The sequence below is a fragment of the Mycolicibacterium stellerae genome, from assembly GCF_003719305.1.
GTDB lineage: Bacteria > Actinomycetota > Actinomycetes > Mycobacteriales > Mycobacteriaceae > Mycobacterium > Mycobacterium stellerae.
Genome location: NZ_RARC01000023.1, coordinates 68,092 through 94,259, shown reverse-complemented (window position 1 = coordinate 94,259; position 26,168 = coordinate 68,092). Strand labels below are relative to the sequence as shown.

Here is a 26,168-nt window from a genome sequence, read left to right as displayed (position 1 = left end):
CGAGCGCAACCAAGTCGAGACCAATACGCAAGGGGACTGTCATGCAACCCGGAGGCCCGCCCGACATGTCGGCGCTCCTCGCGCAGGCGCAACAGGTGCAGCAGAAGCTGATGGAAGCCCAGGAACAGCTCGCCAACACCGAGGTGCACGGGCAGGCCGGCGGCGGCCTCGTCCAGGTCACCATGAAGGGCAGCGGCGAGGTGGTGGCGGTTTCGATCGACCCGAAGGTCGTCGACCCCGACGACGTCGAGACGCTGCAAGATCTGATCGTCGGCGCGCACGCCGACGCGGCGCGCCAAGTCACCCTGCTCGCCCAGGAGCGGCTTGGACCGCTCGCAGGCGGCATGGGTGACCTTGGTCTGCCGGGACTCTGACTTGTACTGCAATGTTTGAAGGCCCCGTCCAGGATCTGATCGACGAGTTGGGCAAGCTGCCGGGCATCGGCCCGAAGAGTGCCCAGCGCATCGCCTTCCACCTGTTGTCCGTCGAGCCGCCGGACATCGACCGGTTGACCGCCGTGTTGGGGAAGGTGCGCGACGGGGTCAAGTTCTGCGTGGAGTGCGGCAACGTGTCCGACGACGACCGTTGTCGGATCTGCTCCGATTCACGCCGCGACGCATCGATGGTGTGTGTCGTCGAGGAGCCCAAGGACGTCCAGGCCGTCGAACGCACCCGCGAATTCCGCGGCAGATACCACGTACTGGGTGGCGCGCTGGATCCGTTGTCGGGTGTCGGTCCCGAACAGCTGCGTATCCGTGAGCTGCTCAACAGGATTGGTGAGCGCGTGGACGGGGTCGACATCACCGAGGTGATCATCGCGACCGATCCCAACACCGAGGGAGAGGCGACGGCGACGTATCTGGTCCGGATGCTGCGCGATATCCCCGGCCTGACCGTAACCCGCATCGCATCGGGCCTGCCGATGGGCGGCGACCTGGAGTTCGCCGACGAGCTGACGCTGGGCCGCGCGCTCTCGGGCCGACGCGCGCTCACCTGAGTCACATCGATCAACGTTTCGCACAGATCTTCTCGTACTTTCCCTGCAAAACGTCGGTCGATGTGACTTGTCAGTGCACCCGTGCACGATGCCCGTATGTCTGAAGTGTTCATCGGGAGTGAAGAATTGGCCGCCGGCCGCGTGACTCGTCACCAGCTACGGCGTTGGTACACACCGGTCTATCGCGGCGTCTACGCGCGCAGGGACGCGCACTTGTCACTGCGGGACCGCGCGATCGCCGCCTGGCTGGCGTCGGGCCGTAAGGGCGTGGTGGCAGGCGTTGCGGCATCGGCTCTGCATGGCGCTCCCTGGGTGGATCCCGATGTGCCGATCGAACTCGTCGGCGTGAAAATCCGCCCGCAGCCCGGTCTGGTTCCGAGGGCTGACCGCATCGCGGACGGCGAGATCACCCGAGTGTCCGGCTTGCCGGTGACGTCGAGGGTGCGTACCGCTTTCGACATGGGCCGCCACCTCGAGCGAACGGAGGCGGTCGCCCGTCTCGATGCGCTGATGTGGAATCAGGCATTTTCGCGTGCGGATGTGTGCGCACTCGGTGACCGATACCCACGCGCACCCGGTCTTCGAAGACTGCTCGAACTGCTGCCGCTCGTCGATGGCGGGGCCGAATCTCCACGCGAAAGCAGTCTTCGGTTGTGGCTGGTAGACGCCGGCTTGCCGCAGCCCGAAACGCAGATTCCGGTTCTTCATGGCAGTACCGCCCCTGTGGCGTTCCTCGATATGGGTTGGCGGGACTTCAAGGTCGCCGCCGAATACGACGGCGATCACCACCGGAAGAGCCGACGGCAGTACGTCAAGGACATCGCGAGGCTGCGAATGCTCGAAGCGCTGGGATGGATCGTCATACGAGTGATCGCCGAGGACAAGCCGAAGGATGTCATCGCGAGAGTCGAAGCGGCGTTGATCGCCCGCGGCTGCGCTGTCGAAATCGATGAACTACAACGGTTCACCCGCACATTCGCTGCGTGACGCGCTACGCGCGGCGGGGTGCGGCCAGGCGTTCGCGGCGTAGCAGGTCGACCTCTGGCAGGTCCAGCGGCGGCAGGTCGCCGACGACGCGCGACAGCAGGTGATCTGCGAGCTGGGGATTGCGGGCCAGGCACGGGCCGTGCAGATAGGTCGCGACGACGCTGCCCTGCACCGCACCGTCGACACCGTCACCCTCGCGATTACCCGCACCCGAGATGACCCGGGCCAGTGGCCGGGCATCCGAGCCCAACACCGTTCCGCCCCGGTGGTTTTCGAAGCCGGTCAACCGGTCGGTGAGCCCGGGCAGCAGCGGCTGGCTGACCACCTCGCCGATGGTCCGCCGCGGCTGCGGGGACGTCGTCAGGTCCAGCAGTCCCACGCCGTCGACCCGCTCACCCGCAGAGGTTTCGTACCAGTGCCCGAGCACCTGGATCGCCGCGCAGATCGCCAGCACCGGCGCACCCTTGGCCGCGGCGTCCTGCAGGCCGGGGTACCGGATCAAGTGGCGCGTCGCAAGCCGCTGCGCATAATCCTCCGCGCCGCCCAGTGTGTACAGGTCCAGGTTCGACGGCACCGGATCGTCAAGCGTGATGTTGACGATCTCGGCATCAAAACCTCTGCGCCGCAACCGCTGTCGCAGCACGACGGAGTTACCGCCGTCACCGTACGTCCCCATCACGTCGGGCAGCACCAACCCGATCCGGACCGTCGACTCAGCCACGGGCCAGCGCTCGATTCAAGGCCAGAAACGCGGTGTAGTTCGCTACCACCTCGACGTGACCCGGCGGACACGACCTGATGGCGTCGACGGCGTTGTGCACCAACGTGTGCTCGACGCCCGCGTAGCCGAGGCGAACGGCCAGGTCGGTTCCCCGCTCACCCGCCGCGACGACCGGATGGTCGACGAAATGCTCGAAGTTGACGTCCCACAGCCACGAAAGATCTTCCCCGTCGGGCACCTGGCCGTTGACCGAGATCACCACCGAGCCCGCATCGGTGTCGACCATCGACAGTGCTTCCTGCCAGCCCGCCGGATTCTTGGCCAGCAGCATCCGCACGGTGTGTGCGCCGAGCCGCACAATGCTGTAGCGGCCTGCCACCTCGTCGACCGTCGATACCGCGGCCACGGCCGCTGCCGGATCGGCGCCCATCGCAACCGCCGCGGCCACCGCTTGAGTTGCGTTGCCGCGGTTGACCTTTCCTGGGAGTGCGAGCGACATCGGCATCGAGAACCCCTCGGGGCCATAGATGTTCGCGTCGTCGTACCACCACTGCGGGGTTGGCCGCTTGAAATCCGTGCCCGTCGAATGCCAGTGCGCGCCGTCGCGGACGATGATCTCGCCGCTGCGCGGACAGCTCACCGAGTCGTTGGCCCAGCCGCCGCCTGCGGCGACCCACACCACGTTCGGGGTGTCGTAGGCCGCAGAGGTCATCAGCACGTCGTCGCAGTTGGCGACGACGACGGTGTCGGGGTGACGCGCCAGACCGGCGCGCAGCGTGCGCTCGATGTGGTTGATCTCGCCCACCCGGTCGAGCTGGTCGCGCGACAGGTTGAGCAGCACGATCACCTTCGGGTCGACGGCGTCGGCGACGTGCGGCACGTGCATCTCGTCGACTTCCAGCGCCGCCAGCTCGGCCTGCGGCGCGCCTGCAAGCGCGGCCACCAGGCCAGCGTCCATGTTGGCGCCCTCGGCGTTGGTTGCGACCGTCTGATGTCGCCGCCCTCGCGGCTCCGACACCCCCAGCGTGCCAAGCGCCGCGGCGGTCATCCTGGTCGTCGTCGACTTGCCGTTGGTGCCCGTCACGATCGCTGTGCGGCGGCCTCGGCCCAGCTGGCCAAGGATCGATTTGTCCAGCGTCATCGCCACCAGGCCGCCGATCATCGCGCCTGCGCCGCGGCCGGTCACCCGCGACGACCAGCGTGCCGCGGAGCCGGCCGCCAGCGCCATACGTCCGCGTGGGGTGACCATTCCGTGCATATTATGTGTCCGACACGCGGCCTCAGCGGCCGAGCCTTGTCGGTTGGCCGTGCCATCCTGACGTTTGTGAGCCATATCTGGGGTCGGCCGGCAGCCGACCCCGGCGCGGGTTGGGCCGTCGTCGACGTCGAGACGACCGGATTCCGACCAGGACAGGCGCGCATCGTCAGCGTCGCCGCACTCGCGGTCGGTGACGACGGCAACGTCGAGCGCACTGTTTCGACGCTTCTCGACCCCGGTGTCGATCCTGGGCCGACCCATGTGCACGGCCTGACCGCCGAGATGCTGGCCGGTCAGCCGACCTTCGCCGACGTCGCCGCCGAGATCGTCGACGTGTTGCGGGGCCGCACGCTCGTCGCCCACAACGTGGGGTTCGATTACTCCTTCCTGGCCGCGGAGGCCGAGCTCGCCGCGGTGGAACTGCCGATCGACTCGGTCATGTGCACCGTCGAGCTGTCCCGGCGGCTCGATCTCGAGGTCGAGAACATGCGGCTGGAGACGCTGGCCTCGCACTGGGGCGTCAGCCAGATGAAACCGCACGACGCACTCGACGACGCGTTGGTGCTCGCCCAGATTCTCAAGCCCGCACTGGTGCGCGCCCGTGAGCGCAAGGTCTGGTTGCCACTGCGGCCGGTTCAGCGCCGACGCTGGCCAAGCGGGTTGGTCACCCATGAGGAGCTGCGACCGCTGAAGATGATCGCGTCGCGGCTGCCGTGCCCGTATCTCAACCCTGGCCGCTTCGTCCGCGGCCGCCCACTCGTGCAGGGCATGCGCGTCGGGCTGTCGGCGGAGGTGAATCGCACCCACGAGGAGCTCGTCGAGCGCATCTTGCACGCCGGGCTCGCCTACTCCGACGCCGTCGACCCGGAGACGTCGGTGGTGATCTGCAACGATCCGAAGCCCGAGCAGGGCAAGGGCTACCAGGCCAACGAGCTGGGTGTGCCGGTCGTCTCCGACACCGAGTTCATGGACCACCTGGACAGCGTCATCGGCGGCACCGGCATCGAGGAGTTCACCGACCACACCATCGACGGCGGTCAGTTCGCCCTCTTCTAGGCGCGGTCACTGCGGGCGTGGCGTGCCCAGCGACTGGCTGGGCGTGAACGTCACCGGCAGCTTGCCCACCCCGGTCATCGTGGGATTGCCCGCGTAGGTGTGCACGCCGTCGAGGTCGACCTCGTAGTCGGGCATGCGTTCCAGGACCGCCCTGACCATCACCTCGAACATGATGCGGGCAAGCGGCGCCCCGATACAGCGGTGCGGGCCGAGTCCGAACGCGACGTGGCGATTGGGTGAGCGGTCCAACATCACTTCGCCGGGGTCGTCGAACTCCCGCTCGTCGTGGTTGGCGCCGATCCAGCTGACCAGCACCCGGTCGTTGCGCCGAAGCTGTTGGCCCGCAAGGACCGTGTCGCGGCTCACGGTCCGGCTGAGTTGCTTGTTGACGGTGAAGTAGCGCAGAAACTCTTCTGCCGCACGGCGATACAGCTCCGGGTGGTCGATGAGCTGCTGGCGTAGATCTCGATGGGTGCCGAGATGCAGCAGGCTCAACGCGGTGAGCGACGTGGTGGTGTCGACCCCGCCGCCGATGAGGTTCCAGAGGATGTCGAGCAGCTGGCTGTCGTCCAGGCGCGTCCCTTCGATGTCGAACTGCACCAGGAAGCTCGTCAGGTCGTCGCCGGGATCGGCCCGCCGCGCGGCGATGAACTTTCCCAGGCCGTCGAGCATCGCGGGCACCTCGGCGATCGCCCGGTTGTATTCGTCGCCGCCGGAAGCGGCCATGACAGAGTGGAAGAGGTTCGCGTATCGCTGCCAGTCGTCGTAAGGCAGGCCCATCAACCGCATGGTGAGGATCGCGGGCACCGGGCTGGCGTAGTCGAGCACCAGATCCATCTGCCCGTCGGCGATCCGCTGGTCGATGAACCAGTGCACCGACTGCTCCATGAACGGCCGCATCTTGTCGACGGCCCCGGTGCAGAAGAACGGGGTGAGCGCGCGCCGGAGGGCCAGGTGATAGGGCCCGTCGACCTCGCCGATGCCGAGCGGCGGCTGGCCCTGCGGGCGCGGGACGCCCATCTCGCCCTGGTAGCTCACGCCGTCCGGCGCGTCGGGCTCGTACTTGTGCGCGAAGGTGTCGCCGTCGCGAGCCACCTCGGTGACGGCGTCATAGCCCGTGACGAACCAGAACCCGCCGTAGTTCTCGTTCCAGGCGACCGGGCACCGGCGTCGGAGGTCGGCGTTGATGCGGAGTTCGTTGCGCTGGTAGTCATCGGAGTGATGGTCGAAGTCGACCAGTGCGTCGGTGCTGACGTCCGGTTGCCCCATTACGCTATCTTTACCTCTTTGAAAGAGGTGCCCGTGCCCAATCACCGAACGGTTTTCAACCACGTCGGATTGTGCGTCGCCGACCGCGACCGCTCGCGCCGGTTCTACGAGGGCCTGCTCGGCTTCACGTTCTGGCGGGAACTCGAGCTCCCAGACCTTGCCACGGCCAAGCTTCTGCAGCTGGACGGACCGATCGGCGTTCGCGCGACTTATCTGGTCAGCGACAGCGTCGTCCTCGAGCTCATCGACTACTCGAGGCGCGACGTGCAAGCCGGGTCGACGCGAGTCATGGACGAGGTCGGGCTGACCCACATGTCGTTGTCGGTGTCTGACCTGGCGGGGGTGTTGGCGCAGGTGCAGAGTTTCGGCGGATCGGTCGTCGACGAGACGGTCACCGAGCATTTCGCGATGATCCGCGACCCCGACGGGCAGCTGATCGAGCTGCTTCCGGACACCTGGGCGGACAGCCTGCCGCCGCGTCCGTAGCAGCCTCTTGACAACCACTACGCACGTAGTGTTACCGTCTGCCCATGACAACCACTACTGATGTAGTACAACGCAGGGGTTCCTTCCGGGACACCTATCGCATGCACGGCTACTACTTCAAAGAAGCCGCGACGCTGACCATCCTCGTCGGCTTCTGCCTGCACTTGTACCGGGTGATCTTCGGCGACGAAGCCGCGCTGCAGTACGTCGTCACGCAGACCACCGACACCCTTCTGATGATCCCGATGACCTACGCAGCCGTCACCGGCATCCTCGGCTATCGCCGGATGGTGTTCGCCAACAAGGTGCACCGGGTTGCGCTCACCGCGGCCCTGGCCTACATCGCGGTCAGCGTGCCCCTGCACATCTACGTCACGTTGGTGATGGCCGACGTCAGCTTCTACGTCCACATGGCCGGCTACTGGTTCAGCTATCTGCTGCTGATCGTGGTGTACCCGCTGTTCCTGACGATGTTCTGGAAGCTGCACTATAAGAGCTGATGTCAGCCAACCCGCAACGACGAAACCAGATCCTCGACGCCGCCATCGACATCCTGTGCGACGACGGCGTCGGGGGTCTCACGCATCGCCAGGTCGACGGCTGTGCAGGGGTGCCTGCGGGCACGACGTCCAACTACTTCCGCACCAGGCAGGCGCTGCTGGAGGCGACCGCCGCGCGCACGGTCGAACTGCACTGGCAGCGGGTCGAGGCGCTGCAATCCGCGGTCGGCCCGCTGAGCCGCGATGCCCTGAAGGCGTTGATGATTCGCATGCTCGAACCCGATGAGCAGTTTCGCCGTTGGACGCTGGCTCGCTTCGAGCTCTTCATGGAGAGCACACGGCGCGAGGAGTTGCGGCCACTGATGGCCGAACTCCAAGCCGCGGCGGTGAAGTCGGCGACGCTCATCTTCGAGGCCGCCGGCTTCACGCCGACGCAGGACCGGATGGACGAACTGAGCAGGGTGCTCAACGGGTTCGTGTTCTCCAAGCTGACCATCGCGCCCGAACCGGGCGCGCAGGACACCGCCGGCCTGGTGGACCGGCTGCTGAGCGCGTTCGTCGACTAGCCCTGCCTGCGGTGGCGCTGCAACCGCTCTCGCAGTATCTGCTCGAGTGGTTGTCCGTCCGTCTTGAAATCAGACGGGGAGAACGGCAGCTCAGCCCGCGACGAGCCGGTGGCCGCTTCGGCGCGGTACACGACGCCGAGCCGCACCACGTTGTGTCCGTCGCCGTCGGGAACCAACATTGTCTGAAAGCCCTCGATGTCGGCCCACGGCCACACTTTTCCGTCGAGTTCGAACCCGTCGTCGTGCAATATCAGCCCAGGCGAAAACAGTTCCCGCACAGCGAAGTACAACCAAATACCGGTGACGGCGCTCAGCAGCAACCACAAGACTGTAAGCGGGATGACCAACCACAGCGCTACATCACCCTCGTCATCGGCCAGCGTCGCGGGCAGACCGACGGCGATCGACACGAAGAAAACGACGGCAACGGCGGCATTGAATGCGGGTGCCGCTCGTTTGCGCGCGAGCACGACCTCGTCGCCCGTTCTCTTGCGGCGCCGGACGGGCTGGGCTGCCGGCGGATCGGCGGCGCGAAGCCCTGCGGTGAAATCGCCGTGCTGCCAACTCCTGAGGATGTCGAGCAGCGGTGCCCCGCCCGTATCGAAGGCTCCGACGGGGATGTAGGCGGGCGCGGTGTAGTAGCCCAGCCTGCCCAGCGCGCTGCTCGCCCGCAGGGCCCGGCTCTGCTTGGTGTCAGCGCGGCATCTCACCCGCAGATGGCTGACGGCGCCGGTCTCCGCGCCGCCGACGGTGTCGAACCCTTCGATATCCGACCACACGAGCGTGTGCTTGTTGATCTCGAACCCGTTGGAGGTCAGGCGCAATCGCCCGGTCAGCGAACCTATCGTCTGGGCCAAGGGCACTGCGAAAACGGCGGTAACCAGGACGCCGATCGCCACGAGCGCGTAGCCACCTGCGGAGCCGCCATTCGAGGTGGCGACGACGACCCCGCCGACTGCCACCGACAGCCCGATCACGACGAAGCAACCCGTGACCGCCGCCCTGAAGACCCCGTCACCTCGCGCGGCTGGAATCACGAGCTCGTCCATGCCGACCATGATGGGTCTTGCGGCGAGTCAGCGCTGAATCAGCTGAGCGCCTTCGTCTTAAGGGAGTCGAACTCCGCCTGTGAGATCGTGCCCGCCTCCAGGAGTGACTTGGCGTCGGCGATCTCCTGCGCGGGCGACCGGCCCGCCGCCTCGCGGATGTAGTCGTCGGCCTGCTGCTTGGCAGCCAATGACGCTTCGCGCGCCCGCTCGGTCATGCCCCTGCCGCGGACGACGAGGTAGACCAGCGCGGTGAACCACGGCAGCACGAGTAGGAAGATCACCCAAACGGCCTTGGCCAGGCCCGACGTCTTATGGTCACGCCATAGCAGGTCGGTGAGGATCTGGAAGAGCACCAGAAGGTACGCGATCCAGGCGAAAATGATCAAAAAGTGCCAGAGAAAATCCCACGTCGAACCCCAGTCCACGATCAGCTCCTTCTCAACTGACGGATGCACACGGTATTTGCGCAAACGTCAGTCAATCACGGGCTGCCGCGCGGTTGACGGCCGACACCACCGCCCGCAGCGATGCCGTGGTGATCGACGTCGCGATGCCGACACCCCAAATCGTCTTCCCGTTCACCGACGCCTCGACGTAGGCGGCGGCCTTCGCCTGCTCGCCCGATGACATCGCGTGTTCGGAGTAGTCGAGCACACTGACGTCGATGCCGACGCCGGACAGCGCGTCGACGAACGCGGCGAGCGGACCGTTGCCCGAGCCGTGGATCTCCCGTTCGACGCCGTCGATCTTGACGACGGCCTTGATGGAGTCGATGCCGCCGTCCACCTCAGATGCGTCGACGTGTTGCCTGATGCGCTCCAGCGGCCGCAGCGGCGTCAGGTACTCATCGGCAAAGACGTCCCACATCTCCTTGGGAGACACCTCGCCGCCCTCGCCGTCGGTGATCTTCTGGATTGCCTGGGAGAACTCGATCTGCAGCCTGCGCGGCAGCGCCAGGCCGTGGTCGGCCTTCATGATGTAGGCCACCCCGCCCTTGCCGGATTGCGAATTCACCCGGATGACAGCCTCGTAGGTGCGCCCGACGTCCTTGGGGTCGATCGGCAGATACGGCACCTGCCACAGCATGTCGTCGACGTCGGAGTCGGCCTCGTCGGCCGACACCTTCATCGCGTCGAGGCCCTTGTTGATGGCGTCCTGGTGGCTGCCCGAGAACGCGGTGTACACCAGATCGCCGCCGTAGGGATGGCGTTCGTGCACCGGCAGCTGGTTGCAGTACTCGACTGTGCGCCGGATCTCGTCGATGTTGGAGAAGTCGATCTGCGGGTCGATGCCGCGGCTGAACAGGTTGAGGCCCAGCGTGACAAGGCAGACGTTGCCGGTGCGCTCACCGTTGCCGAACAGGCAGCCCTCGATCCGGTCTGCACCGGCCTGATAGCCCAATTCCGCTGCGGCGACGGCAGTTCCACGGTCGTTGTGCGGATGCAGGCTCAAGATGATGCTGTCCCGCGGACTCAGATTGCGGCTCATCCATTCGATCGAGTCGGCGTAGACGTTGGGCGTGGCCATCTCGACGGTCGCGGGCAGGTTCACGATCAGCGGCCATTCCGGCGTCGGCTTGATGACGTCGGCGACTGCGTTGCACACCTCGACCGCGTACTCGAGCTCGGTGCCGGTGTAGGACTCGGGGGAGTACTCGAACCGCCACCGCGTGCCCGGATGTTTGGCCGCCTCCTCGACGCACTGACGTGCACCGTCGGTGGCGATCGCCTTGACCGCGTCCCGGTCGGCACGGAACACGACGCGGCGCTGCAGGATCGACGTCGAGTTGTAGAAGTGCACGATGGCGCGCGGCGCGCCTTCGCACGCCTCGAAGGTGCGCTCGATCAACTCGGGTCGACACTGCGTCAGCACCTGGATGGTGACGTCGTCGGGGATGGCGCCCTCGGTGATGATTTCGCGGACGAAGTCGAAGTCGGTCTGGCTGGCCGACGGGAAGCCGACCTCGATCTCCTTGTAGCCCATGCGGACGAGTAGGTCGAACATGCGCCGCTTGCGGGCCGGGCTCATCGGGTCGATCAGCGCCTGATTGCCGTCGCGCAGGTCGACGGCGCACCACAGCGGCGCCTTGTCGATGATCTTGTCGGGCCACGTCCGGTCTGGCACGGATACCGGTTCGACCTCTTCTGCGAAGGGGCGGTACCGGCTGGTCGGCATGGACGTGCGGCGCTGGGTGTTCCATGCGGGTTGCCCGTCGTTGGGGGCGCCCGATGGGGTGGTGATGGTGCGTGCCGACGTGAAAGCGTCGACAGAAGTCTGGCTGGAATTCGGGTTGTTCACGATGATCGCTCCGGGAGTGAAAAGGGACTCGACCGGCGCATCGCGACTACCCGCGACGGGAAGCCAGTCTGGTTAGACCCCGTCGCGGCTGCCGAGAAGGAGCACCCGCTGCACGTCGACCACTGTAGCCCACCTCGCTGCCCGGCCAAAACCCCAGGTTCTAGACCTGGCTGTCCGGGAAGGCGATGACCGACAGGAAGCGGATCGGCACCTCGATCAGGTCGACCGGGCCGTGCGCGCCTTCGCCGTCGATCTGCAGCGAGTCGCCCGGCTCCAACCGGTAGACCGTCCGGCTGTGGCTGTAGTCCATGACACCCTCGAGCATGAAGATGAACTCGGTGCCCGGATGCTGGAACAGCGGGTAGGTCTTGCTCTTCGCCGACAGTGTGACGTGCAGGCACTCCAGCCGCTTGTGTTCACCGCGCAGCGAGCCGAGCAGCTGGTACTCGTGGCCCTCCTTGGTGCCGTTGCGCACGATGCGGGCACCGGTGCCTGCCCTGACGAACGCCGCGGGCCGCTCCACCTCTGCACCGCGGAACAAACTGGTGACCGGCACGTCGAGACCCTTGGCCAGCAGCGCAAGCGTCGACAGGCTGCAGGAGGTCTGCGCGTTCTCGATCTTGCTCATCATCGCCTTCGAAATGCCCACCCGCACAGCCATTTCCGCAACAGTCAGGCCCTGCTGAAGGCGCAGCTGACGGACATTGCGCCCGATCGCGGCCTCGAACTCGAGATCTTCCACCGGCGCGCTGGGATCGCGGTCGCGGGCGGTGCCGGACTTGTTGCGCAGCAGCGGGACGTCGGTCATGCCTGGACTCTCCTGTCTAGCGCATCTGCCCGGCGCCGACGTACGGATACGGCGTCCTCAGCAGGTCGTTCTCAGCGAACCGGGACAGCCGGAAATCGTTCTCGGGGATGCGCGGGTCGGCGCTTCGGCCGTCGATGACGAGATCGGCGACCAGCCGTCCCACCGCGGGGGAGATCTTGAAGCCATGGCCACTGAAGCCGGCCGCGATGAAGAGGCCGTCCAGCGGGCCTTCGCCGATCACCGGATTCCAGTCGGGAGTGACGTCGTAGCACCCCGCATAGCTGGTGCGGATTGCCGCGGCGGGCAAGCCGGGGAACCTGGTGCCCACCTTGTCAACCGTGAGGTCAACGAACGCCTCGGTCGCGCGGTTGAGGTAGTTGTCCGGGTCGGCCTCCTCGACGTCGGAGAGGTCGCTGTTGCCGAACAGGATGTCGCCGCCGACCTCGGGGCGGACGTACTGCAGCGATACGAGGTCGGAGAACACCGGAACGTTCCCGGTCTCGACGCCTGGGTCGATGGTGACGATCTGCTCCCGCACGACGCGGATGGGTACGTCCACGCCGTACGGTCCGAGCAGGGACCTGGTCCAGACTCCGGTGGCGACGACGACGGCGCCCGCCGACACGGTGCAGCCGTCGGCAAGCCGGACGCCGGTGACGGCATCGCCATCGACCAACAGGTCGGTCACCGTCGCCCCCTGGCGGATACGGACACCGGCCGCGCGCGCCGAGACCGCGAAGGCCTGCGCGGTCAAATACGCGTCGCCGTAGCCGCCGCGCGACTCCCAGCCGAACGCGGCGAACGGCGAAAGGTCCGCGAACGGCCACATCTGCGCCACGTCGGAGTGGTCGATCTCCTCGGTCTGCACGCCGACCGCACGCTGCGCGGCCAGGCTGTTGCGCATCGACTCGACGTTCGCCTCGCCGACGCCGACGACGTAGCCCGTCTGGCGGAAGCCGATGTCCGTGCCGAACATCTCGTCGGCCTTCTCGAACACCTCGAGCCCGACGGTGGCCATGGCGGCCAGCGAGCTGACCCCGTAGTGGCAGCGCACGATTCCGCTGGACTTACCGGTCATGCCCGACGCGACGGTATTACGTTCGGCGACAAGCACATCGGAGACGCCCCGCTGGCTCAGGGCCCATGCGGCCGCCGCGCCCTCGATGCCACCACCGACGATGACGACGTCTGCCGTCTCGTTCATGTGCCTGGAATCCAGTTCGTGCCCGCCAGCGGCACCCGTGCCATCGCCGCCGCTTCGATGGTGACCGCGACGAGGTCCTCCGGTTCCAGATGCAGCACGTGCGACTTGCCGCAGGCGCGGGCGATCGTCTGCGCCTCCATCGTCAACACCCGCAGATAGTTGGCGAGCCTGCGGCCACCCTCGACGGGATCGAACCGCGCCGCCAACTCGGGGTCCTGTGTGCTGATCCCCGCCGGGTCGGTGCCGTCCTGGAAGTCGTCGAAGAAGCCGGCGGCGCTACCGAGCTTCGCGTATTCGGACTCGAAGCGAGGGTGGTTGTCGCCCAACGCGATCAGGGCAGCGGTGCCGATCGCGACCGCGTCGGCGCCGAGCGCGAGCGCCTTGGCGACGTCGGCGCCGGTACGGATGCCACCGGACACGACCAGCTGCACCCCCGTGCGATGTACGTCGAGTTCCTGCAGCGCCTGGACGGCCTCGGGCACCGCAGCGAGCGTCGGGATGCCGACATGCTCGATGAACACTTCCTGGGTGGCGGCGGTGCCGCCCTGCATGCCGTCGACCACGACGACGTCCGCGCCCGCGTGCACGGCGAGCTTCACGTCGTAGTAGGTGCGGGTCGCGCCGACCTTGACGTAGATCGGCTTCTCCCAGTCGGTGATCTCGCGCAGTTCATTGATCTTGATGGTCAGGTCGTCGGGTCCGGTCCAGTCCGGGTGCCGGCACGCAGACCGCTGGTCGATGCCCTCGGGGAGGGTCCGCATGCTCGCGACGCGGGGCGAGATCTTCTGGCCGAGCAGCATGCCGCCGCCACCTGGTTTGGCGCCCTGGCCGAGCACCACCTCGATCGCGTCGGCCTTCCGAAGGTCGTCGGGGTTCATCCCATAGCGCGACGGAAGATATTGGTAGACAAGGTATTTGCTTTGCCCGCGCTCTTCCGTCGTCATTCCTCCGTCGCCGGTGGTGGTCGACGTGCCGACCTCGCTGGCGCCGCGGCCGAGCGCCTCCTTGGCGGGCCCGGACAGCGCGCCGAACGACATGCCGGCGATGGTGACCGGGATATCAAGGTGCAGTGGGTGTTTAGCGTGCCGATCGCCGAGCACGACGTCGGTGTCGCAGCGTTCGCGGTAGCCCTCCAAGGGGTAGCGCGACATCGACGCGCCGAGGAAGAGCAGGTCGTCGAAGTGCGGAAGGGCCCGCTTTGCGCCCCAGCCGCGAATGTCGTAGATGCCGGTTTCGGCCGCCCGGTGGATGGCGGCGATCGTCTGGCGGTCGAAGGTCGCGGACTCGCGCAGGCCGAGGCGGGCCCGGTCGTCGCCTGGGTGGCTCATCAGTAGCTCGCGGCGTTGTCGACGTGGAAGTGATACAGCGATCGCGCAGAGCCGTAGCGGATGTAGGCACCGGTGTCGTCGCCTTCGAAACCGGCCGTCTTCAATAGCTGTTCGAGCTCCTGATGGTGTTCGGGGCGCATCTCCTTGGCGACACAGTCGGCGCCGAGCGATGCGACGTCACCGCGGACGTAGATGCGGGCTTCGTAGATCGAATCGCCCAACGCCTCGCCTGCGTCGCCGCGGATCACCAGCCGCCCAGCTTGGGCCATGAACGCGCTCATGTGGCCGACATTCCCGCCGACCACGATGTCGACGCCCTTCATCGAGATGCCGCATCGCGCAGCGGCATTGCCCTCGATGACCAGCAGACCGCCATGTGCGCTGGCGCCCGCCGATTGGGATGCGTCGCCCTTCACCCACACCGAGCCGCTCATCATGTTCTCGGCGACGCCGGTACCCGCGTTGCCGTTGATGGTTATCTCGGCCTGCTGGTTCATCCCTGCGGCGTAGTAGCCGACGTGGCCGTCCACGGTGATCTTCACCGCGGCGTTCGTCCCGACCGCGACGTTGTGGGCGCCGTCGGGATGGGTGATGACGAATTCGCCGGCCAGGTCGGGTGCGTGCAGCGCCGCATTGATATCGCGCAGGCTCGTCGATCGGAGGTCGAAAGACCGTGATGACACCGTGACTGTTACCTGTTCCATGCGTAGATCACCTCCGGCTCCGGCTCCCAGATCACGGCATTCTCCACCCCGGGAAGGCCTGCGAGAGCGCGGTATTCGCTACCAACGGCCACCCAGTCGGCGGTTTCGGCGATGACGGCGGGCTTGCAGGCGATCGCATCGCGGACCACCGCGAACGAGTCGCGGTTGGACACCAGCAGCGTGTAGAAGCCGTCGAACGTCGCGCAGAGCTCTTTGAGCGCGGATTCGATATCGCGGCCGTCGGCCAGTTGCTTGGCGATGAACCGCGCACCCACTTCGGTGTCGTTCTCGCTGTCGAAGTCGATTCCCGCGGAACGCAGTTGGCGCCGAATGGTGGCATGGTTCGCGAACGAGCCGTTGTGCACCATGGTTTGTTCGGGGCCGACCGTATAGGGATGGCAGCCCGCGGGCGTGACGGCGGACTCGGTGGCCATCCGGGTGTGTCCGACGCCCTGCCAGCCCTGCGCCTTGGCCAGGCTCCACGCATCGGTCAAGATGCGTGGGTGCCCGACGCCCTTGAGCACGGCCATGTCGGCGCCGAATCCGGCGATCAGGGCGCGCGGATATGCCGCTTTGACCGCGTCGAGCAGCGCCGCGGAGTTCGTATCGGCTGACAGCAGGTAGGTGGCGTCGACCGTCACCACGTCGACGTCGCGGCCGAGTTGACCGCTGACGGCGGAGGCGACGGCTTCGACGTCGTCGGACACGTCGACCACCGAGACGACACCGCGTCCTGCCGGTGACCAGATCGGATCGCCGTATACCGCGACTCCCGTCGAGTCGCTGCCGCGGTTGCCCATCTCGCACAGCATTCCGGTGAGCAGTTCCCCCAGCCTCGGGTACAGCTGCGGGGTGCGTAGATGCAGCCCGACGATCCCGCACATGGTCTTGACTCCCTTGGTATTCCGGCTCAGAAAGCGGTCAGGTAGTTGTCGATCTCCCACGGCGAAACGGCGCTGTGGTAGGCGAAGAACTCTTCGCGCTTGAGCTTTGCGAAGTAGGACGCGACACCCTCGCCTGCGGTGTCGAGGACGCCGGTGATCACCTGGTCGGCCTCGAACTCGTCGACGGCATGCAGCAGGGTGGGTGGCAGCGGCCGTCCTGTGCTGCCTTCTCCAACGGCGCCGGGGTCCGCGCTGCGCTTGATGCCGTCGATGCCCGCGCCCAGCGCCGCTGCGATGGCCAGATAGGGGTTTGCCGAGCCGTCTCCGCCGCGCAGCTCGACGCGTGCGGAGTCAGGTACCCGGATGTAGTGGGTCCGGTCGTTGCCGCCGTAAGTCGGCGTCCTCGGCGCCCACGATGCACCCGACGCGGTGGTCGTCGCACCGGTTCGCTTGTAGGAGTTGACGGTTGGCGCCACCACTGCCTGCAGCGCGCAGGCGTGCTCGAGGATCCCGCCGATGAACGCGTACGCGGTCTCGGACAACCCCAGCCCGCGCTTGTCGTCGTCGGCCGGAAAGACTGGAGCGCCTCCGGAGGTCAGCGACATGTGCAGATGCAGTCCGCTGCCCGTCTTGTCTCCGAACGGTTTGGGCATGAACGTGGCGATCATGCCGCGTTCGGCCGCGATCACCGACAACAGATAGCGCAGCGTCACAACGCGATCGGCGGTGGTGAGTGCGTCGGCGTATTCGAAGTTCTGCTCGAACTGGCCGTTGCCGTCCTCGTGGTCGTTGGCGTAGTTGGACCAGCCGAGCTCATTCATCGCGGCGGAGATCGCGGTCAGGTGGTCATACATCCGGGTGACACCACGCGCGTCGTAGCAGGGCTGGGCGGCGTTGTCGGCGGTGTCGGCGACCGAAAGGGCACCGTCGGCGTCGCGGTGCAGCAGAAAGTACTCCACCTCCGCGCCGACCCATGGCTCGAAGCCGGCGTCAGCGGCGCGCCCGATGAGTGACTTGAGGATGACCCGCGGTGCGTAGGGCCACGGTTCACCGTTGACGTGCGGGTCGCAGTGGACGATGGCAAGGCCGTCCTTGATGAACGGGATCGGGGTGAACGACGCAATGTCTGGAATGGCCATCAGGTCAGGGTCTTTGGGCTCCTGGCCTATCGCGCCGACCGCGTAGCCCGCGAAGCCGACGCCTTCGGTGGCGAGCAGGTCGACGGCTTCGACAGGAACCAGCTTCGCGCACGGCTTCCCGCGCAGGTCGACGAACAACGCCAGGATGAACTTCGTTCCTGACTGCTGGGCCAGTGCGGCGAGGTCGGTGGACATCTTGAAGCCTTGTCTCTTGTTAGGAATCAGTGTATCGCGCTAGGAAACTACCTGCCGACCAAACCGGCCGGCGCGGGCGAGTGGTGCCGCGCCGGCCGGGGCTTGGGGGTCAGGCTGTTTGCAGCTCGTACGACGCTTCGCGGTGGAAGGCCGTGTCGATGCCTGCCTCCTCTTCGTCGGGGGAGATGCGAATGCCCATCGTCTTCTTGATCGCCAACGCGATGATGCCCGCGACGACGAACGAGTAGACCATCACGGCACCTGCCGCGACGGCTTGGCGCCACAGCTGGTCGAATCCGCCGCCGTAGAACAGGCCGTTGGTGGCGTTGGGCATGCTCTCGCTGGCCAGGAAGCCGATCAGCAGGGTGCCGACGACGCCGCCGACGAGGTGCACGCCGACCACGTCGAGCGAGTCGTCATAGCCGAAGCGCTCCTTGAGCCCGACCGCGTAGACGCAGATCGCGCCCGCAATCGCACCCAGGATGATCGCCCCGACCGGCGTGACCGCGCCGCAGGCGGGCGTGATCGCGACGAGTCCGGTGATGGCACCCGACGCCGCACCGACGCCGGTGACGTGGCCGTCCTTGATCTTCTCGACCGCGATCCAGGCCAGGGTCGCGGCACAGGTCGCGACGAACGTGGTGACCATGACGATCGAGGCGGAGTTACCCGCGGCCAGCGCCGAGCCACCGTTGAAGGCGTACCAACCGGCCCACAGCAGGCCCGCACCGAGCAGCGTGAGCGGCACGTTGTGCGGCTTGCGAAGCTTGCCCCAACCGGCGGACTTGCCCAGCACGATCGCGACGGCCAGCGCTGCGGCACCGGCATTGATGTGCACCGCGGTGCCACCCGCGAAGTCGATGGCTTTCAGCGAGTTGGCGATCCAGCCGCCGACGGAGTTCTCAGTCACCACGCCGTCGAACGCGAAAACCCAGTGCGCGACAGGGAAGTACACCAGGATCGCCCACACCGCGGCGAACAACATCCACGCGCCGAACTTCATCCGGTCGGCGACCGCGCCCGAGATCAGGGCGACGGTGATCGCCGCGAACAAGGCCTGGAACAACGCAAACAGCGTTATCGGCAACCCGCTGAGCGTCGTGTTCGACTCCAGTAGGTCCTTCATCCCCGCAAATTCGAAGACGTCGCCGACGAATCCGCCGTAGGAGGTGCCAAAGGTCATCGAGAATCCGAACAGCACCCACAGCACGCCGACGATCGCGACGGCGCCGAACGTCATCATCATCATGTTGGTCGAGCTCTTGACGGACACCATGCCGCCGTAGAACAGCGCGAGCCCGGGGATCATCAGCGTGAGGCCGATGATGCAACACAGCATGAATGCTGTGGTTCCTGTATCCACGTCCATATACATCTCCTGAGTGATAGCGGCCTTCCGTCGGCCGATCACTGGCAGTAACCGATGTTTCTGTTACGTGGACGGGTTCGTGTTGTTGCGCGGGTGTTAATAGTCACCGCGCACGTGAGGAGCAAGCCTTGAACCGCCCGTTAAAGTTGCTGTGATGAAACTCGATCGCCGGTGGGGGTTCGCCATCGGCGTCGCGGTGCTTGCGGTGGTGGCGTTCGCGTTGTCGCAGTTCGGCGTCTTCGGCCCGTCGGCCGAGGACTGCCGTCCGGTCAAGGAGATGCTGGAGTACAACCGGTCGCAGGGCCAACAGATCGCCGCCAAGGCCGGTGACTCCGATGGCATCCCCAACGTGGCCGAGGAGGGCGCGTATCAGGTCTGGGCCGACGGCCTCGCCGAACGCGCGCAGAGCGTGCACGATCCCGACCTCGCCACCGATGCCACACAGCTGGCGAGCCTGTCCGGCGAGTTCGTCAGCAAGTTCCCGGTGCTGCGAGCCCAGTCGCAGTCGCGGGCGCCTGGCGCCCCGGCGCCGCCAGAGGCCTACGAGATGGCGGTTCTGAATACCCAGATCACCGAAGCAATCTCGAAGTTATCTGACGCCTGTCCCACATAGTCCGGCCGTAGGGTGGGCCCCGTGTGCACACGTGTGGTTTACCTCGGGACCGGCGAGCGGATCGTCACCGGCCGGTCCATGGATTGGAAAACCGAGATCGGCACGAACCTGTGGGTCTTCCCAAGGGGGGTGAAGCGCACCGGGGAGGCGGGTCCCGACTCGGCGGAGTGGACGTCGAAGTACGGCAGCGTGGTGGCCTCCGGCTTTGACATCAGCACCGCCGACGGCCTCAACGAGGCCGGGCTGGCCGCCAACGTTCTGTGGCTGGCCGAATCCGAATACCCGGCCAACAACGGCGACCGGCCCGCGATGTCGCTGGCGCTGTGGGCGCAGTATGTGCTGGACAACTTCGCGACGGTGGCGGAGGCGGTTGACGCGCTGACGGCCGTGCCGCTACGCGTGGTCACCGCGGAGATACCCGGGCAAGGCCTGCTTGGCACCGTGCACCTGGCCATGTCCGACGCGAGCGGGGACAGCGCGATCATTGAGTACATCGACGGCGAGCAGGTGATCCACCACTCCAGGGAGTACCAGGTGATGACGAACTCACCGATCTTCTCCAAGCAGTTGGCGATCAGCGAATACTGGGATGAGATCGGCGGGACGGTGATGCTGCCGGGCACCAACCGCGCGGCCGACCGCTTCGTGCGCGCGTCCTTCTACATCAACGCGGTGCACAAGACCGATGACCCGCTGGTCGCCGTCGCCGCCGTCTTCAGCGTTGTGCGCAACGCCTCCGCCCCGTACGGCATCGCCACGTCGGATGAGCCGAACATCTCCATGACGCGTTGGCGCACCGTCATCGACCACAAGTCGATGTGGTACTTCTTCGAATCGGCGTTGTCCCCCAACATATTCTGGGTGGACCTGAACAACCTCGACTTCACCGAGGGAGCGCCGACGAAGCGACTCATCCTCGGCGAGGGTGAGAAAACGATCTACGCGGGCGATGCAAGCGCGCAGTTCGAGCCGGCCGAGCCGTTCGCCTTCTTGGCCACGCCGTAGTCGGGCGCCGTAGTCACAACGGCAGCGGCGTACCCCAGCTACCCGTGAAGGCGACGTCGGTGAGCGGCAGGCGTCGGCGGCCCTGCGCGTCGCGCTCGACGACCTCCGGTGGGGCGTTGTCGTAGTCGCCGAGCGACCCGACCGCCACGACCGCGACCGGACGCACGCCAGCCGGAATCCCGAACACGTCACGCGCGCCGTCGGCGTTGAACCCCGCCATGGGGTGGGCGACAAGACCGCGCGACACCGCCTCGACGGTCAGCTGCGCGATCGCGGCACCCGCGTCGACGGCCGCGTACCTGGCGGTGCGCTCGTCCTCGCCCTCGTCGATACACACCATGATCAGCGCCCCCGCGGCATGCGAGTAGCGGTTGCCGCGCTTCATCAGCTCGGTGATTTCCCCGAAGGTGTCGTCGCCGCGCAGCCCGACGATGAACCGGACCGGCTGCCGGTGTCCCCACGTCGCCGCCCAGCGCGCCGCTTCGAGGACGGCGACCAGCTGCTCGCTGTCCAGCACCGCGTCGGGGTCGAACATCCGCGGACTCCACCGCGCCGCGATCTCGGGGTGAATCGGCACCCTGGTGTCGGCGCGCTTCTCGACTGGGTTGTGCCCCACGGCCGTGACGCTACCGGCGGAGTAAATGAGGTGCGCCAACCCCTTATCCTTGGTGGGATCTTCACGGATCACCCGCGAAACCAGGGAGGGTTCACCACAGTGGCGCTCGTCGTGCAGAAATACGGCGGATCGTCGGTTTCTGACGCCGAACGGATCCGTCGCGTCGCTGAGCGCATCGTCGAGACCAAAAAGCAGGGCAACGACGTCGTCGTGGTGGTCTCTGCGATGGGCGACACCACCGATGACCTGCTCGACCTGGCCAGACAGGTCTCACCGGCCCCGCCTGCGCGGGAAATGGACATGCTGCTCACCGCGGGGGAGCGCATCTCCAATGCGCTGGTCGCGATGGCCATCGAGTCTCTCGGCGCGCAGGCCCGGTCCTTCACCGGGTCGCAGGCGGGCGTGATCACCACAAGTACCCACGGCAACGCCAAGATCATCGACGTCACTCCCGGCCGGCTGCGCTCGGCGCTTGACGAGGGGCTGATCGTGCTTGTCGCCGGTTTCCAGGGCGTCAGCCAGGACAGCAAGGACGTCACCACGCTCGGCCGCGGTGGCTCGGACACCACGGCCGTCGCGCTGGCCGCCGCGCTCAAGGCGGACGTCTGCGAGATCTACACAGACGTGGACGGCATCTTCACCGCCGACCCGCGCATCGTCCCGAACGCACGGCACCTCGACACCGTGTCCTTCGAGGAGATGCTGGAGATGGCGGCGGCCGGGGCGAAGGTGCTCATGCTGCGCTGCGTGGAATACGCCCGCCGGTATGACGTCCCGATTCACGTCCGGTCGTCGTACACCGACAAGCCGGGCACGGTAGTCAAAGGATCGATGGAGGACATCCCGATGGAAGACGCCATCCTTACAGGAGTCGCGCACGACCGCAGCGAGGCCAAGGTCACCGTGGTCGGCCTGCCCGACGTTCCCGGTTACGCCGCGAAGGTGTTCCGCGCCGTCGCCGACGCCGATGTGAACATCGACATGGTGCTGCAGAACATCTCCAAGATCGAGGACGGCAAGACCGACATCACCTTCACCTGCTCTCGCGACAGCGGGCCCGGCGCGGTGGAGAAGCTGACGGCACAGCAGAACGAGATCGGCTTCACCAAGGTGCTCTACGACGACCACATCGGCAAGGTGTCGCTGATCGGCGCAGGCATGCGCAGCCACCCGGGCGTCACCGCGACGTTCTGCGAGGCGCTGGCCGGGGTCGGGGTGAACATCGACCTGATCTCCACCTCCGAGATCAGGATCTCGGTGCTGGTGAAGGACACCGAATTGGACAAGGCTGTTTCGGCGTTACACGAGGCGTTCCACCTCGGCGGCGACGAAGAGGCAGTGGTGTACGCCGGAACGGGACGCTAGGTCCGCGGCGAGCGAAGCGACGGGATAGACGATGGTCAACATTGGTGTAATCGGCGCGACCGGGCAGGTCGGCCAGGTGATGCGCACGCTGCTTGAGCAGCGCGAATTCCCTGTCACGTCGGTACGGTTCTTCGCGTCGGCGCGCTCGCAGGGGCGCAAGCTCGAATTCCGCGGCCAGCAGATCGAGGTCGAGGACGCCGAGACCGCCGATCCCAGCGGCCTTGACATCGCGTTGTTCTCCGCGGGCGCGACGATGTCGCGTGTGCAGGCCCCGCGGTTCGCGGCCGCAGGCGCCGTCGTCATCGACAACTCGTCGGCGTTCCGCAAGGACCCCGACGTGCCGCTCGTCGTCAGCGAGGTCAACTTCGAGCGCGACGCGGGCAGTCGGCCCAAGGGCATCATCGCCAACCCGAACTGCACGACGATGGCCGCGATGCCGGTGTTGAAGCCGCTGCACGACGAGGCGGGCCTTGTGCGCATCATCGCCTCGACGTACCAGGCGGTCTCGGGCAGCGGGCTGGCAGGCGTGCAGGAGCTTTTCGGGCAGACCCGCGCGGTCGTCGACGAGAGCGAGAAGCTGGTGCACGACGGCGGCGCGCTGGAGTTCCCGCCGTCGGTCTGCTACGTCGCACCGATCGCGTTCAACGTGGTCCCGCTGGCCGGCTCGCTCGTCGACGACGGCTCCGGTGAGACCGATGAGGATCAGAAGCTGCGCAACGAGAGCCGTAAGATCCTCGGCATCCCGGACCTTCTGGTCAGCGGCACCTGTGTGCGGGTGCCGGTGTACACCGGGCACTCGCTGTCGATCAACGCCGAGTTCGCCGAGCCGCTGTCCCCCGAGCGTGCGCAAGAGATCCTCGACGGTGCCGCGGGCGTCAAGCTGGTGGACGTGCCGACGCCGCTGGCGGCCGCCGGCGTCGACGAAACGCTTGTCGGTCGGATCCGCCGGGATCCCGGGGTGCCCGACGGCCGAGGGCTCGCGCTGTTCGTGTCCGGCGACAACCTGCGTAAAGGCGCTGCGCTGAACACAATTCAGATTGCCGAGTTGCTAGCCGCCGAGCTCTAACCCCCGCCCCCCTGTGCGCCGAAACCGACGTTTGGGCGGAATAATGCGAGTGCGCCCCGCCATTTTGTCGATTTCGGCGCTCACCGTCGTCCTATTGACCGCTACGCCCGCCCAGGCCGATCCACCGTCACCGATTCCGGAGCCGATCCTGCCGCCGCTCGCGCCGGGGCAGGTGCTGCGCATCGGGCCGACCGCGGGAACAGGCACGCCGACAGGCGATTACGGTGTCGGCGCCACCGATCTATGCGAGTTCATGGAGTTTCCCAGCGGCATCCTGCAGGTGTGCGGGGACAGCTTCGCCGGGCAGGGCGTCGGCTTCGGCGGCTGGTACTCGCCCATCGCGCTGCATGTCGAAACGGATTCGATCGACGATCCAACCGGGGTGCGATATGACGGCGTCACCGGAACCGACAAGCCGCTGCTCGCCGATCCGACGCGGCCGGGGGAGTCGCAGCTGCCCGCGGGCGTCGTGCAGATCAACCGCGAGAACTACATGATGGTGACCACCGCCAAGGATCTGCGCCCGCAGTCGTCTCGATTGGTGAAAGCCGATCCTGCGCAGGGTAATTGGCCGACGCTGCCGGGTTCGGTACGGGGGGCGGGATTCGAGGGCGGCAGGCAGAGCCAGATCAGCGGATACTACGACCCGATCCCGACGGCGGACTCACCCACCGGCTGGGTATACATCGTGGCCAACAACTTCGACCGCACCGGCCCCGTCGTTCTGTACCGCGCCAAACGGGAGACGTTCACCGACCGGTCGAGCTGGCAGGGCTGGTCGTTGGCCGGCTGGAACAAGGCCCCCACTCCGCTGTGGCCGGACAGGGTCGGTGAGATGAGCATCCGGCAGATCGACGGTAAGACCGTACTGTCGTATTTCAACGCCAGCAACGGGAACATGGAGGTGCGTGTCGCCGACGACCCCACCGCGCTTGGCACCGCGCCGGTCACCACCGTTGTTTTCGCCAGCGAATGGCCAGATCCCGCAGAGGAATTGCCGCCTCCCGAGGTCAACCGGCTGGCGCAGCCGTATGGCGGCTATGTCTCGCCGGGATCCACGCTCGACGAGGTGCGCGTGTTCATCAGCCAGTGGAATACGCTGCCGCGTGCCCAGTCGCCGTACCGCGTCATCCAATTCGCGGTGAATCCGTTGAAGCCGTGGTCGGGCTGAGGGCGGAAGCCACATTCACCGTGCGGGAGGTCAGGATTTCCAGTCGGTCGGGCAAGCCCACGTGGGCACGGGATGGGAGGTGAACATGGCGCAGGGTCGCGCACGGAGGCTGCTGCATGAGAACGGCTTGCTCCTCGCCTGTCTGGGGCTGTTCGTCGTCTTCTTCGTTGGCATGATCGTGTCGGGTTGGGCGGTCTACAACCAGGAGCAGCAGGAGCACGGCTCCGCACAACAGATCTCACTGGTGCGGTACCTGTCCACCGGCGATTTCGTCGAAGCGACGTTCGAGAACTGGGAATCCGAATTCCTGCAGATGGGCATGTATGTCGTGCTCACGGCATTCCTGTACCAGAAGGGCTCGTCTGAGTCGAAGCCGCTTCACGGGTCGGCACCGCAGGACAAGGATCCCCGGGACACCACACCGAACCGGTGGACGCCCTGGCCCGTGCGCAGGGGCGGTTGGGTCCTGCGCATTTACGAACACTCACTGGCCATCGCGTTCTTCGTGTTGTTCTTCGCGTCTCTGGGCCTACACGCCATCGGCGGCGCGAAGGCGTTCAGCGAAGAACAAGTGCAACACGGCGAGAGCGCCGTCTCGGTGTGGCGTTACCTGACGACGTCGCAGTTCTGGTTCGAGTCGATGCAGAACTGGCAGAGCGAGTTCATCGCCGTGGCCGCCATCGTCGGACTGTCGATCTTCTTGCGGCAGCGCGGTTCTGCGGAATCCAAGCCGGTCGCCGAACCACACCGTCACACCGGCGACTGACCGCGGGTGTGCTTGCCTGCGGCCTTCGCCCTCACTCGCTTGTGCACGGTCAGCAGTAGCCGGTCGAAAGTCGATCGCGGCGGGATGTCTTCGCCGTACTCCAGGGCGCGGATGTCGGCGACGAGCTGTTCAGCCAACACGCGCAGCTTGACATTCGTTTCCTGGGAGCGCCACTTCAACAGGTCGAAGGCGGCGTCGGCCTGAATGCGATAAACCAGCATCAGAATGCCCTTCGCCTGCTCGATCGCCGCCCGATTCTCCGTGATCTCGGCGACAGCCTCGGTGATGATCGCCGCCTGTAGCTCACCGGCAGGCGTGACGTCGATGTAGAACCCCTGCGTACCGATCACCCGGCCGGCGTTGTCGTGCATGCGTTCGCCGATCACGACGACCTCGCGCGTCACGCCCGCGACGGTGACGATGCGGTGGCGGGTGCTGAACGGCTTGTGCGTCCGGCGGATGTCCTCGAGCGTCGCGGCGACCTGTTCGTAGTCCTCTGGGTGCTTGTGCGACAGCACCAGCCGAGTCGTCGGTGTGACCTCGCCCGGCTCGTAGCCGTGAATGCGGGCCACCTCGGGCGACCACTCCCACCGCTCGTCTTCGAAGTAGAAGCGGTACCAACCAAAGTGCTGCGGAGCGCCGCCCGCCAAGGCTTGCTCGACGGTGGAGTCCTGGCTCATTTCTCAACCAGACCGCTGGCCATGTAGCAATTTTGGCACGCTATTGAATTCACAGCTGATTCATATGC

General features: G+C 66.4%; 28 protein-coding genes. 13 read left to right on the top strand and 15 right to left on the bottom strand.

From position 1 onward, the window contains the following. Positions 1 to 41: 41 nt before the first annotated feature. From D6M19_RS23990 to D6M19_RS23980, 3 genes are all read left to right on the top strand, one after another. Positions 42 to 374 carry a YbaB/EbfC family nucleoid-associated protein gene (locus D6M19_RS23990; protein ID WP_123027763.1) on the top strand — a complete coding sequence of 111 codons (333 nt, stop codon included), beginning with the start codon at positions 42 to 44 and terminating at the stop codon, positions 372 to 374. 11 nt (positions 375 to 385) lie between these two features. After that, positions 386 to 997, top strand: a complete 612-nt coding sequence (gene recR, locus D6M19_RS23985) for a recombination mediator RecR (RefSeq protein ID WP_123027762.1) — start codon at positions 386 to 388, stop codon at positions 995 to 997. A gap of 96 nt (positions 998 to 1,093) precedes the next feature. Then, positions 1,094 to 1,984, top strand: a complete 891-nt coding sequence (locus D6M19_RS23980) for an endonuclease domain-containing protein (protein WP_123027761.1) — start codon at positions 1,094 to 1,096, stop codon at positions 1,982 to 1,984. 4 nt (positions 1,985 to 1,988) lie between these two features. Here D6M19_RS23980 and D6M19_RS23975 read toward each other — a convergent pair whose 3' ends face one another. Continuing rightward, a complete protein-coding gene (locus tag D6M19_RS23975; protein ID WP_123027760.1) occupies positions 1,989 to 2,705 on the bottom strand; it encodes a type 1 glutamine amidotransferase in 717 nt (238 codons plus the stop codon). Beyond that, entirely contained in the window at positions 2,698 to 3,954 is a 1,257-nt protein-coding gene (locus D6M19_RS23970) for a Mur ligase family protein (protein WP_123027759.1), read from the bottom strand. The genes D6M19_RS23975 and D6M19_RS23970 overlap by 8 nt, the downstream gene beginning before the upstream one ends. A 75-nt stretch (positions 3,955 to 4,029) precedes the next feature. Between D6M19_RS23970 and D6M19_RS23965 the strand changes: the two genes are divergently transcribed. Next, a complete protein-coding gene (locus D6M19_RS23965) occupies positions 4,030 to 5,019 on the top strand; it encodes a DEDDh family exonuclease (RefSeq protein ID WP_234835015.1) in 990 nt (329 codons plus the stop codon). Between the two features lie 6 nt (positions 5,020 to 5,025). On the opposite strand, the gene D6M19_RS23960 is transcribed toward D6M19_RS23965, so the two are convergent. Continuing rightward, positions 5,026 to 6,288 carry a cytochrome P450 gene (locus D6M19_RS23960; RefSeq protein ID WP_123027757.1) on the bottom strand — a complete coding sequence of 421 codons (1,263 nt, stop codon included), beginning with the start codon at positions 6,286 to 6,288 and terminating at the stop codon, positions 5,026 to 5,028. Between the two features lie 33 nt (positions 6,289 to 6,321). Between D6M19_RS23960 and D6M19_RS23955 the strand changes: the two genes are divergently transcribed. The 3 genes from D6M19_RS23955 to D6M19_RS23945 are packed head-to-tail and all read left to right on the top strand — an operon-like array spanning position 6,322 to position 7,840. Beyond that, complete coding sequence (locus D6M19_RS23955; protein WP_123027783.1) at positions 6,322 to 6,774, top strand: VOC family protein; 453 nt, start codon at positions 6,322 to 6,324, stop codon at positions 6,772 to 6,774. Positions 6,775 to 6,818: 44 nt separating this feature from the next. Beyond that, on the top strand, positions 6,819 to 7,274 hold the full coding sequence (locus D6M19_RS23950; RefSeq protein WP_164478658.1) for a hypothetical protein: 456 nt from the start codon (positions 6,819 to 6,821) through the stop codon (positions 7,272 to 7,274). Next, positions 7,274 to 7,840, top strand: coding sequence for a TetR/AcrR family transcriptional regulator (locus tag D6M19_RS23945; protein WP_123027755.1), 567 nt, complete (start codon positions 7,274 to 7,276; stop codon positions 7,838 to 7,840). Before D6M19_RS23950 ends, D6M19_RS23945 begins: the two co-directional genes overlap by 1 nt. Here D6M19_RS23945 and D6M19_RS23940 read toward each other — a convergent pair. The 10 genes from D6M19_RS23940 to D6M19_RS23895 form a co-directional block, all read right to left on the bottom strand. After that, entirely contained in the window at positions 7,837 to 8,889 is a 1,053-nt protein-coding gene (locus D6M19_RS23940) for a hypothetical protein (RefSeq protein WP_164478657.1), read from the bottom strand. The two genes, D6M19_RS23945 and D6M19_RS23940, sit on opposite strands and share 4 nt — an antisense overlap. Positions 8,890 to 8,927: 38 nt before the next feature. Beyond that, a complete protein-coding gene (locus tag D6M19_RS23935) occupies positions 8,928 to 9,314 on the bottom strand; it encodes a PLDc N-terminal domain-containing protein (protein WP_123027782.1) in 387 nt (128 codons plus the stop codon). Positions 9,315 to 9,366: 52 nt separating this feature from the next. Continuing rightward, positions 9,367 to 11,187: a 2-isopropylmalate synthase gene (gene leuA, locus D6M19_RS23930; protein ID WP_123027753.1), complete on the bottom strand. Its 1,821-nt coding sequence runs from the start codon at positions 11,185 to 11,187 to the stop codon at positions 9,367 to 9,369. Positions 11,188 to 11,347: 160 nt separating this feature from the next. Next, positions 11,348 to 11,995, bottom strand: coding sequence for a helix-turn-helix domain-containing protein (locus D6M19_RS23925; protein ID WP_123027752.1), 648 nt, complete (start codon positions 11,993 to 11,995; stop codon positions 11,348 to 11,350). Positions 11,996 to 12,011: 16 nt separating this feature from the next. Continuing rightward, positions 12,012 to 13,199 (bottom strand): NAD(P)/FAD-dependent oxidoreductase, encoded by a 1,188-nt coding sequence (locus D6M19_RS23920; RefSeq protein WP_123027751.1) that lies wholly within the window; start codon positions 13,197 to 13,199, stop codon positions 12,012 to 12,014. Next, positions 13,196 to 14,527 (bottom strand): FMN-binding glutamate synthase family protein, encoded by a 1,332-nt coding sequence (locus D6M19_RS23915; protein WP_123027750.1) that lies wholly within the window; start codon positions 14,525 to 14,527, stop codon positions 13,196 to 13,198. Before D6M19_RS23915 ends, D6M19_RS23920 begins: the two co-directional genes overlap by 4 nt. Beyond that, entirely contained in the window at positions 14,527 to 15,231 is a 705-nt protein-coding gene (locus tag D6M19_RS23910) for a GltB/FmdC/FwdC-like GXGXG domain-containing protein (RefSeq protein ID WP_123027749.1), read from the bottom strand. Before D6M19_RS23910 ends, D6M19_RS23915 begins: the two co-directional genes overlap by 1 nt. Continuing rightward, on the bottom strand, positions 15,219 to 16,115 hold the full coding sequence (locus tag D6M19_RS23905) for a class II glutamine amidotransferase domain-containing protein (protein ID WP_123027748.1): 897 nt from the start codon (positions 16,113 to 16,115) through the stop codon (positions 15,219 to 15,221). Before D6M19_RS23905 ends, D6M19_RS23910 begins: the two co-directional genes overlap by 13 nt. Before the next feature lie 26 nt (positions 16,116 to 16,141). Then, on the bottom strand, positions 16,142 to 17,449 hold the full coding sequence (glnT, locus tag D6M19_RS23900; RefSeq protein WP_123027747.1) for a type III glutamate--ammonia ligase: 1,308 nt from the start codon (positions 17,447 to 17,449) through the stop codon (positions 16,142 to 16,144). 109 nt (positions 17,450 to 17,558) lie between these two features. After that, the gene (locus D6M19_RS23895) at positions 17,559 to 18,812 is read right to left on the bottom strand and encodes an ammonium transporter (RefSeq protein ID WP_123027781.1); all 1,254 of its coding nucleotides are present in this window, start codon (positions 18,810 to 18,812) and stop codon (positions 17,559 to 17,561) included. A 160-nt stretch (positions 18,813 to 18,972) separates the two neighbouring features. Between D6M19_RS23895 and D6M19_RS23890 the strand changes: the two genes are divergently transcribed. Together D6M19_RS23890 and D6M19_RS23885 are read left to right on the top strand one after the other, a co-directional pair. Further along, on the top strand, positions 18,973 to 19,431 hold the full coding sequence (locus D6M19_RS23890) for a hypothetical protein (protein ID WP_123027746.1): 459 nt from the start codon (positions 18,973 to 18,975) through the stop codon (positions 19,429 to 19,431). Between the two features lie 21 nt (positions 19,432 to 19,452). Next, positions 19,453 to 20,436 carry a bile salt hydrolase gene (locus D6M19_RS23885; RefSeq protein WP_123027780.1) on the top strand — a complete coding sequence of 328 codons (984 nt, stop codon included), beginning with the start codon at positions 19,453 to 19,455 and terminating at the stop codon, positions 20,434 to 20,436. A gap of 13 nt (positions 20,437 to 20,449) precedes the next feature. On the opposite strand, the gene D6M19_RS23880 is transcribed toward D6M19_RS23885, so the two are convergent. After that, positions 20,450 to 21,052, bottom strand: a complete 603-nt coding sequence (locus D6M19_RS23880) for a nitroreductase family protein (protein WP_123027779.1) — start codon at positions 21,050 to 21,052, stop codon at positions 20,450 to 20,452. 99 nt (positions 21,053 to 21,151) lie between these two features. On the opposite strand from D6M19_RS23880, the gene D6M19_RS23875 reads away from it, so the two are divergent. The 4 genes from D6M19_RS23875 (at position 21,152) to D6M19_RS23860 (ending at position 25,420) form a co-directional block, all read left to right on the top strand. Next, on the top strand, positions 21,152 to 22,417 hold the full coding sequence (locus tag D6M19_RS23875) for an aspartate kinase (protein ID WP_123027745.1): 1,266 nt from the start codon (positions 21,152 to 21,154) through the stop codon (positions 22,415 to 22,417). Between the two features lie 31 nt (positions 22,418 to 22,448). Beyond that, a complete protein-coding gene (locus D6M19_RS23870) occupies positions 22,449 to 23,483 on the top strand; it encodes an aspartate-semialdehyde dehydrogenase (RefSeq protein ID WP_123027744.1) in 1,035 nt (344 codons plus the stop codon). Positions 23,484 to 23,526: 43 nt separating this feature from the next. Further along, entirely contained in the window at positions 23,527 to 24,654 is a 1,128-nt protein-coding gene (locus D6M19_RS23865; protein ID WP_123027743.1) for a DUF4185 domain-containing protein, read from the top strand. Positions 24,655 to 24,715: 61 nt separating this feature from the next. Further along, positions 24,716 to 25,420, top strand: a complete 705-nt coding sequence (locus tag D6M19_RS23860; RefSeq protein ID WP_234835013.1) for a DUF6766 family protein — start codon at positions 24,716 to 24,718, stop codon at positions 25,418 to 25,420. Here D6M19_RS23860 and D6M19_RS23855 read toward each other — a convergent pair. Further along, positions 25,405 to 26,100, bottom strand: a complete 696-nt coding sequence (locus D6M19_RS23855; RefSeq protein WP_123027742.1) for a PAS and ANTAR domain-containing protein — start codon at positions 26,098 to 26,100, stop codon at positions 25,405 to 25,407. The two genes, D6M19_RS23860 and D6M19_RS23855, sit on opposite strands and share 16 nt — an antisense overlap. Positions 26,101 to 26,168: the final 68 nt, after the last annotated feature.

Coding starts and splice junctions, on each gene's coding strand:
- D6M19_RS23990 (WP_123027763.1), top strand. CDS start 42: ATGCAACCCGGAGGCCCGCCCGACATGTCGGCGCTCCTCGCGCAGGCG.
- recR (WP_123027762.1), top strand. CDS start 386: ATGTTTGAAGGCCCCGTCCAGGATCTGATCGACGAGTTGGGCAAGCTG.
- D6M19_RS23980 (WP_123027761.1), top strand. CDS start 1,094: ATGTCTGAAGTGTTCATCGGGAGTGAAGAATTGGCCGCCGGCCGCGTG.
- D6M19_RS23970 (WP_123027759.1), bottom strand. CDS start 3,954: ATGGTCACCCCACGCGGACGTATGGCGCTGGCGGCCGGCTCCGCGGCA.
- D6M19_RS23960 (WP_123027757.1), bottom strand. CDS start 6,288: ATGGGGCAACCGGACGTCAGCACCGACGCACTGGTCGACTTCGACCAT.
- D6M19_RS23950 (WP_164478658.1), top strand. CDS start 6,819: ATGACAACCACTACTGATGTAGTACAACGCAGGGGTTCCTTCCGGGAC.
- D6M19_RS23945 (WP_123027755.1), top strand. CDS start 7,274: ATGTCAGCCAACCCGCAACGACGAAACCAGATCCTCGACGCCGCCATC.
- D6M19_RS23940 (WP_164478657.1), bottom strand. CDS start 8,889: ATGGACGAGCTCGTGATTCCAGCCGCGCGAGGTGACGGGGTCTTCAGG.
- D6M19_RS23925 (WP_123027752.1), bottom strand. CDS start 11,995: ATGACCGACGTCCCGCTGCTGCGCAACAAGTCCGGCACCGCCCGCGAC.
- D6M19_RS23920 (WP_123027751.1), bottom strand. CDS start 13,199: ATGAACGAGACGGCAGACGTCGTCATCGTCGGTGGTGGCATCGAGGGC.
- D6M19_RS23915 (WP_123027750.1), bottom strand. CDS start 14,527: ATGAGCCACCCAGGCGACGACCGGGCCCGCCTCGGCCTGCGCGAGTCC.
- D6M19_RS23910 (WP_123027749.1), bottom strand. CDS start 15,231: ATGGAACAGGTAACAGTCACGGTGTCATCACGGTCTTTCGACCTCCGA.
- D6M19_RS23905 (WP_123027748.1), bottom strand. CDS start 16,115: ATGTGCGGGATCGTCGGGCTGCATCTACGCACCCCGCAGCTGTACCCG.
- glnT (WP_123027747.1), bottom strand. CDS start 17,449: ATGTCCACCGACCTCGCCGCACTGGCCCAGCAGTCAGGAACGAAGTTC.
- D6M19_RS23890 (WP_123027746.1), top strand. CDS start 18,973: ATGAAACTCGATCGCCGGTGGGGGTTCGCCATCGGCGTCGCGGTGCTT.
- D6M19_RS23870 (WP_123027744.1), top strand. CDS start 22,449: ATGGTCAACATTGGTGTAATCGGCGCGACCGGGCAGGTCGGCCAGGTG.
- D6M19_RS23865 (WP_123027743.1), top strand. CDS start 23,527: ATGCGAGTGCGCCCCGCCATTTTGTCGATTTCGGCGCTCACCGTCGTC.
- D6M19_RS23855 (WP_123027742.1), bottom strand. CDS start 26,100: ATGAGCCAGGACTCCACCGTCGAGCAAGCCTTGGCGGGCGGCGCTCCG.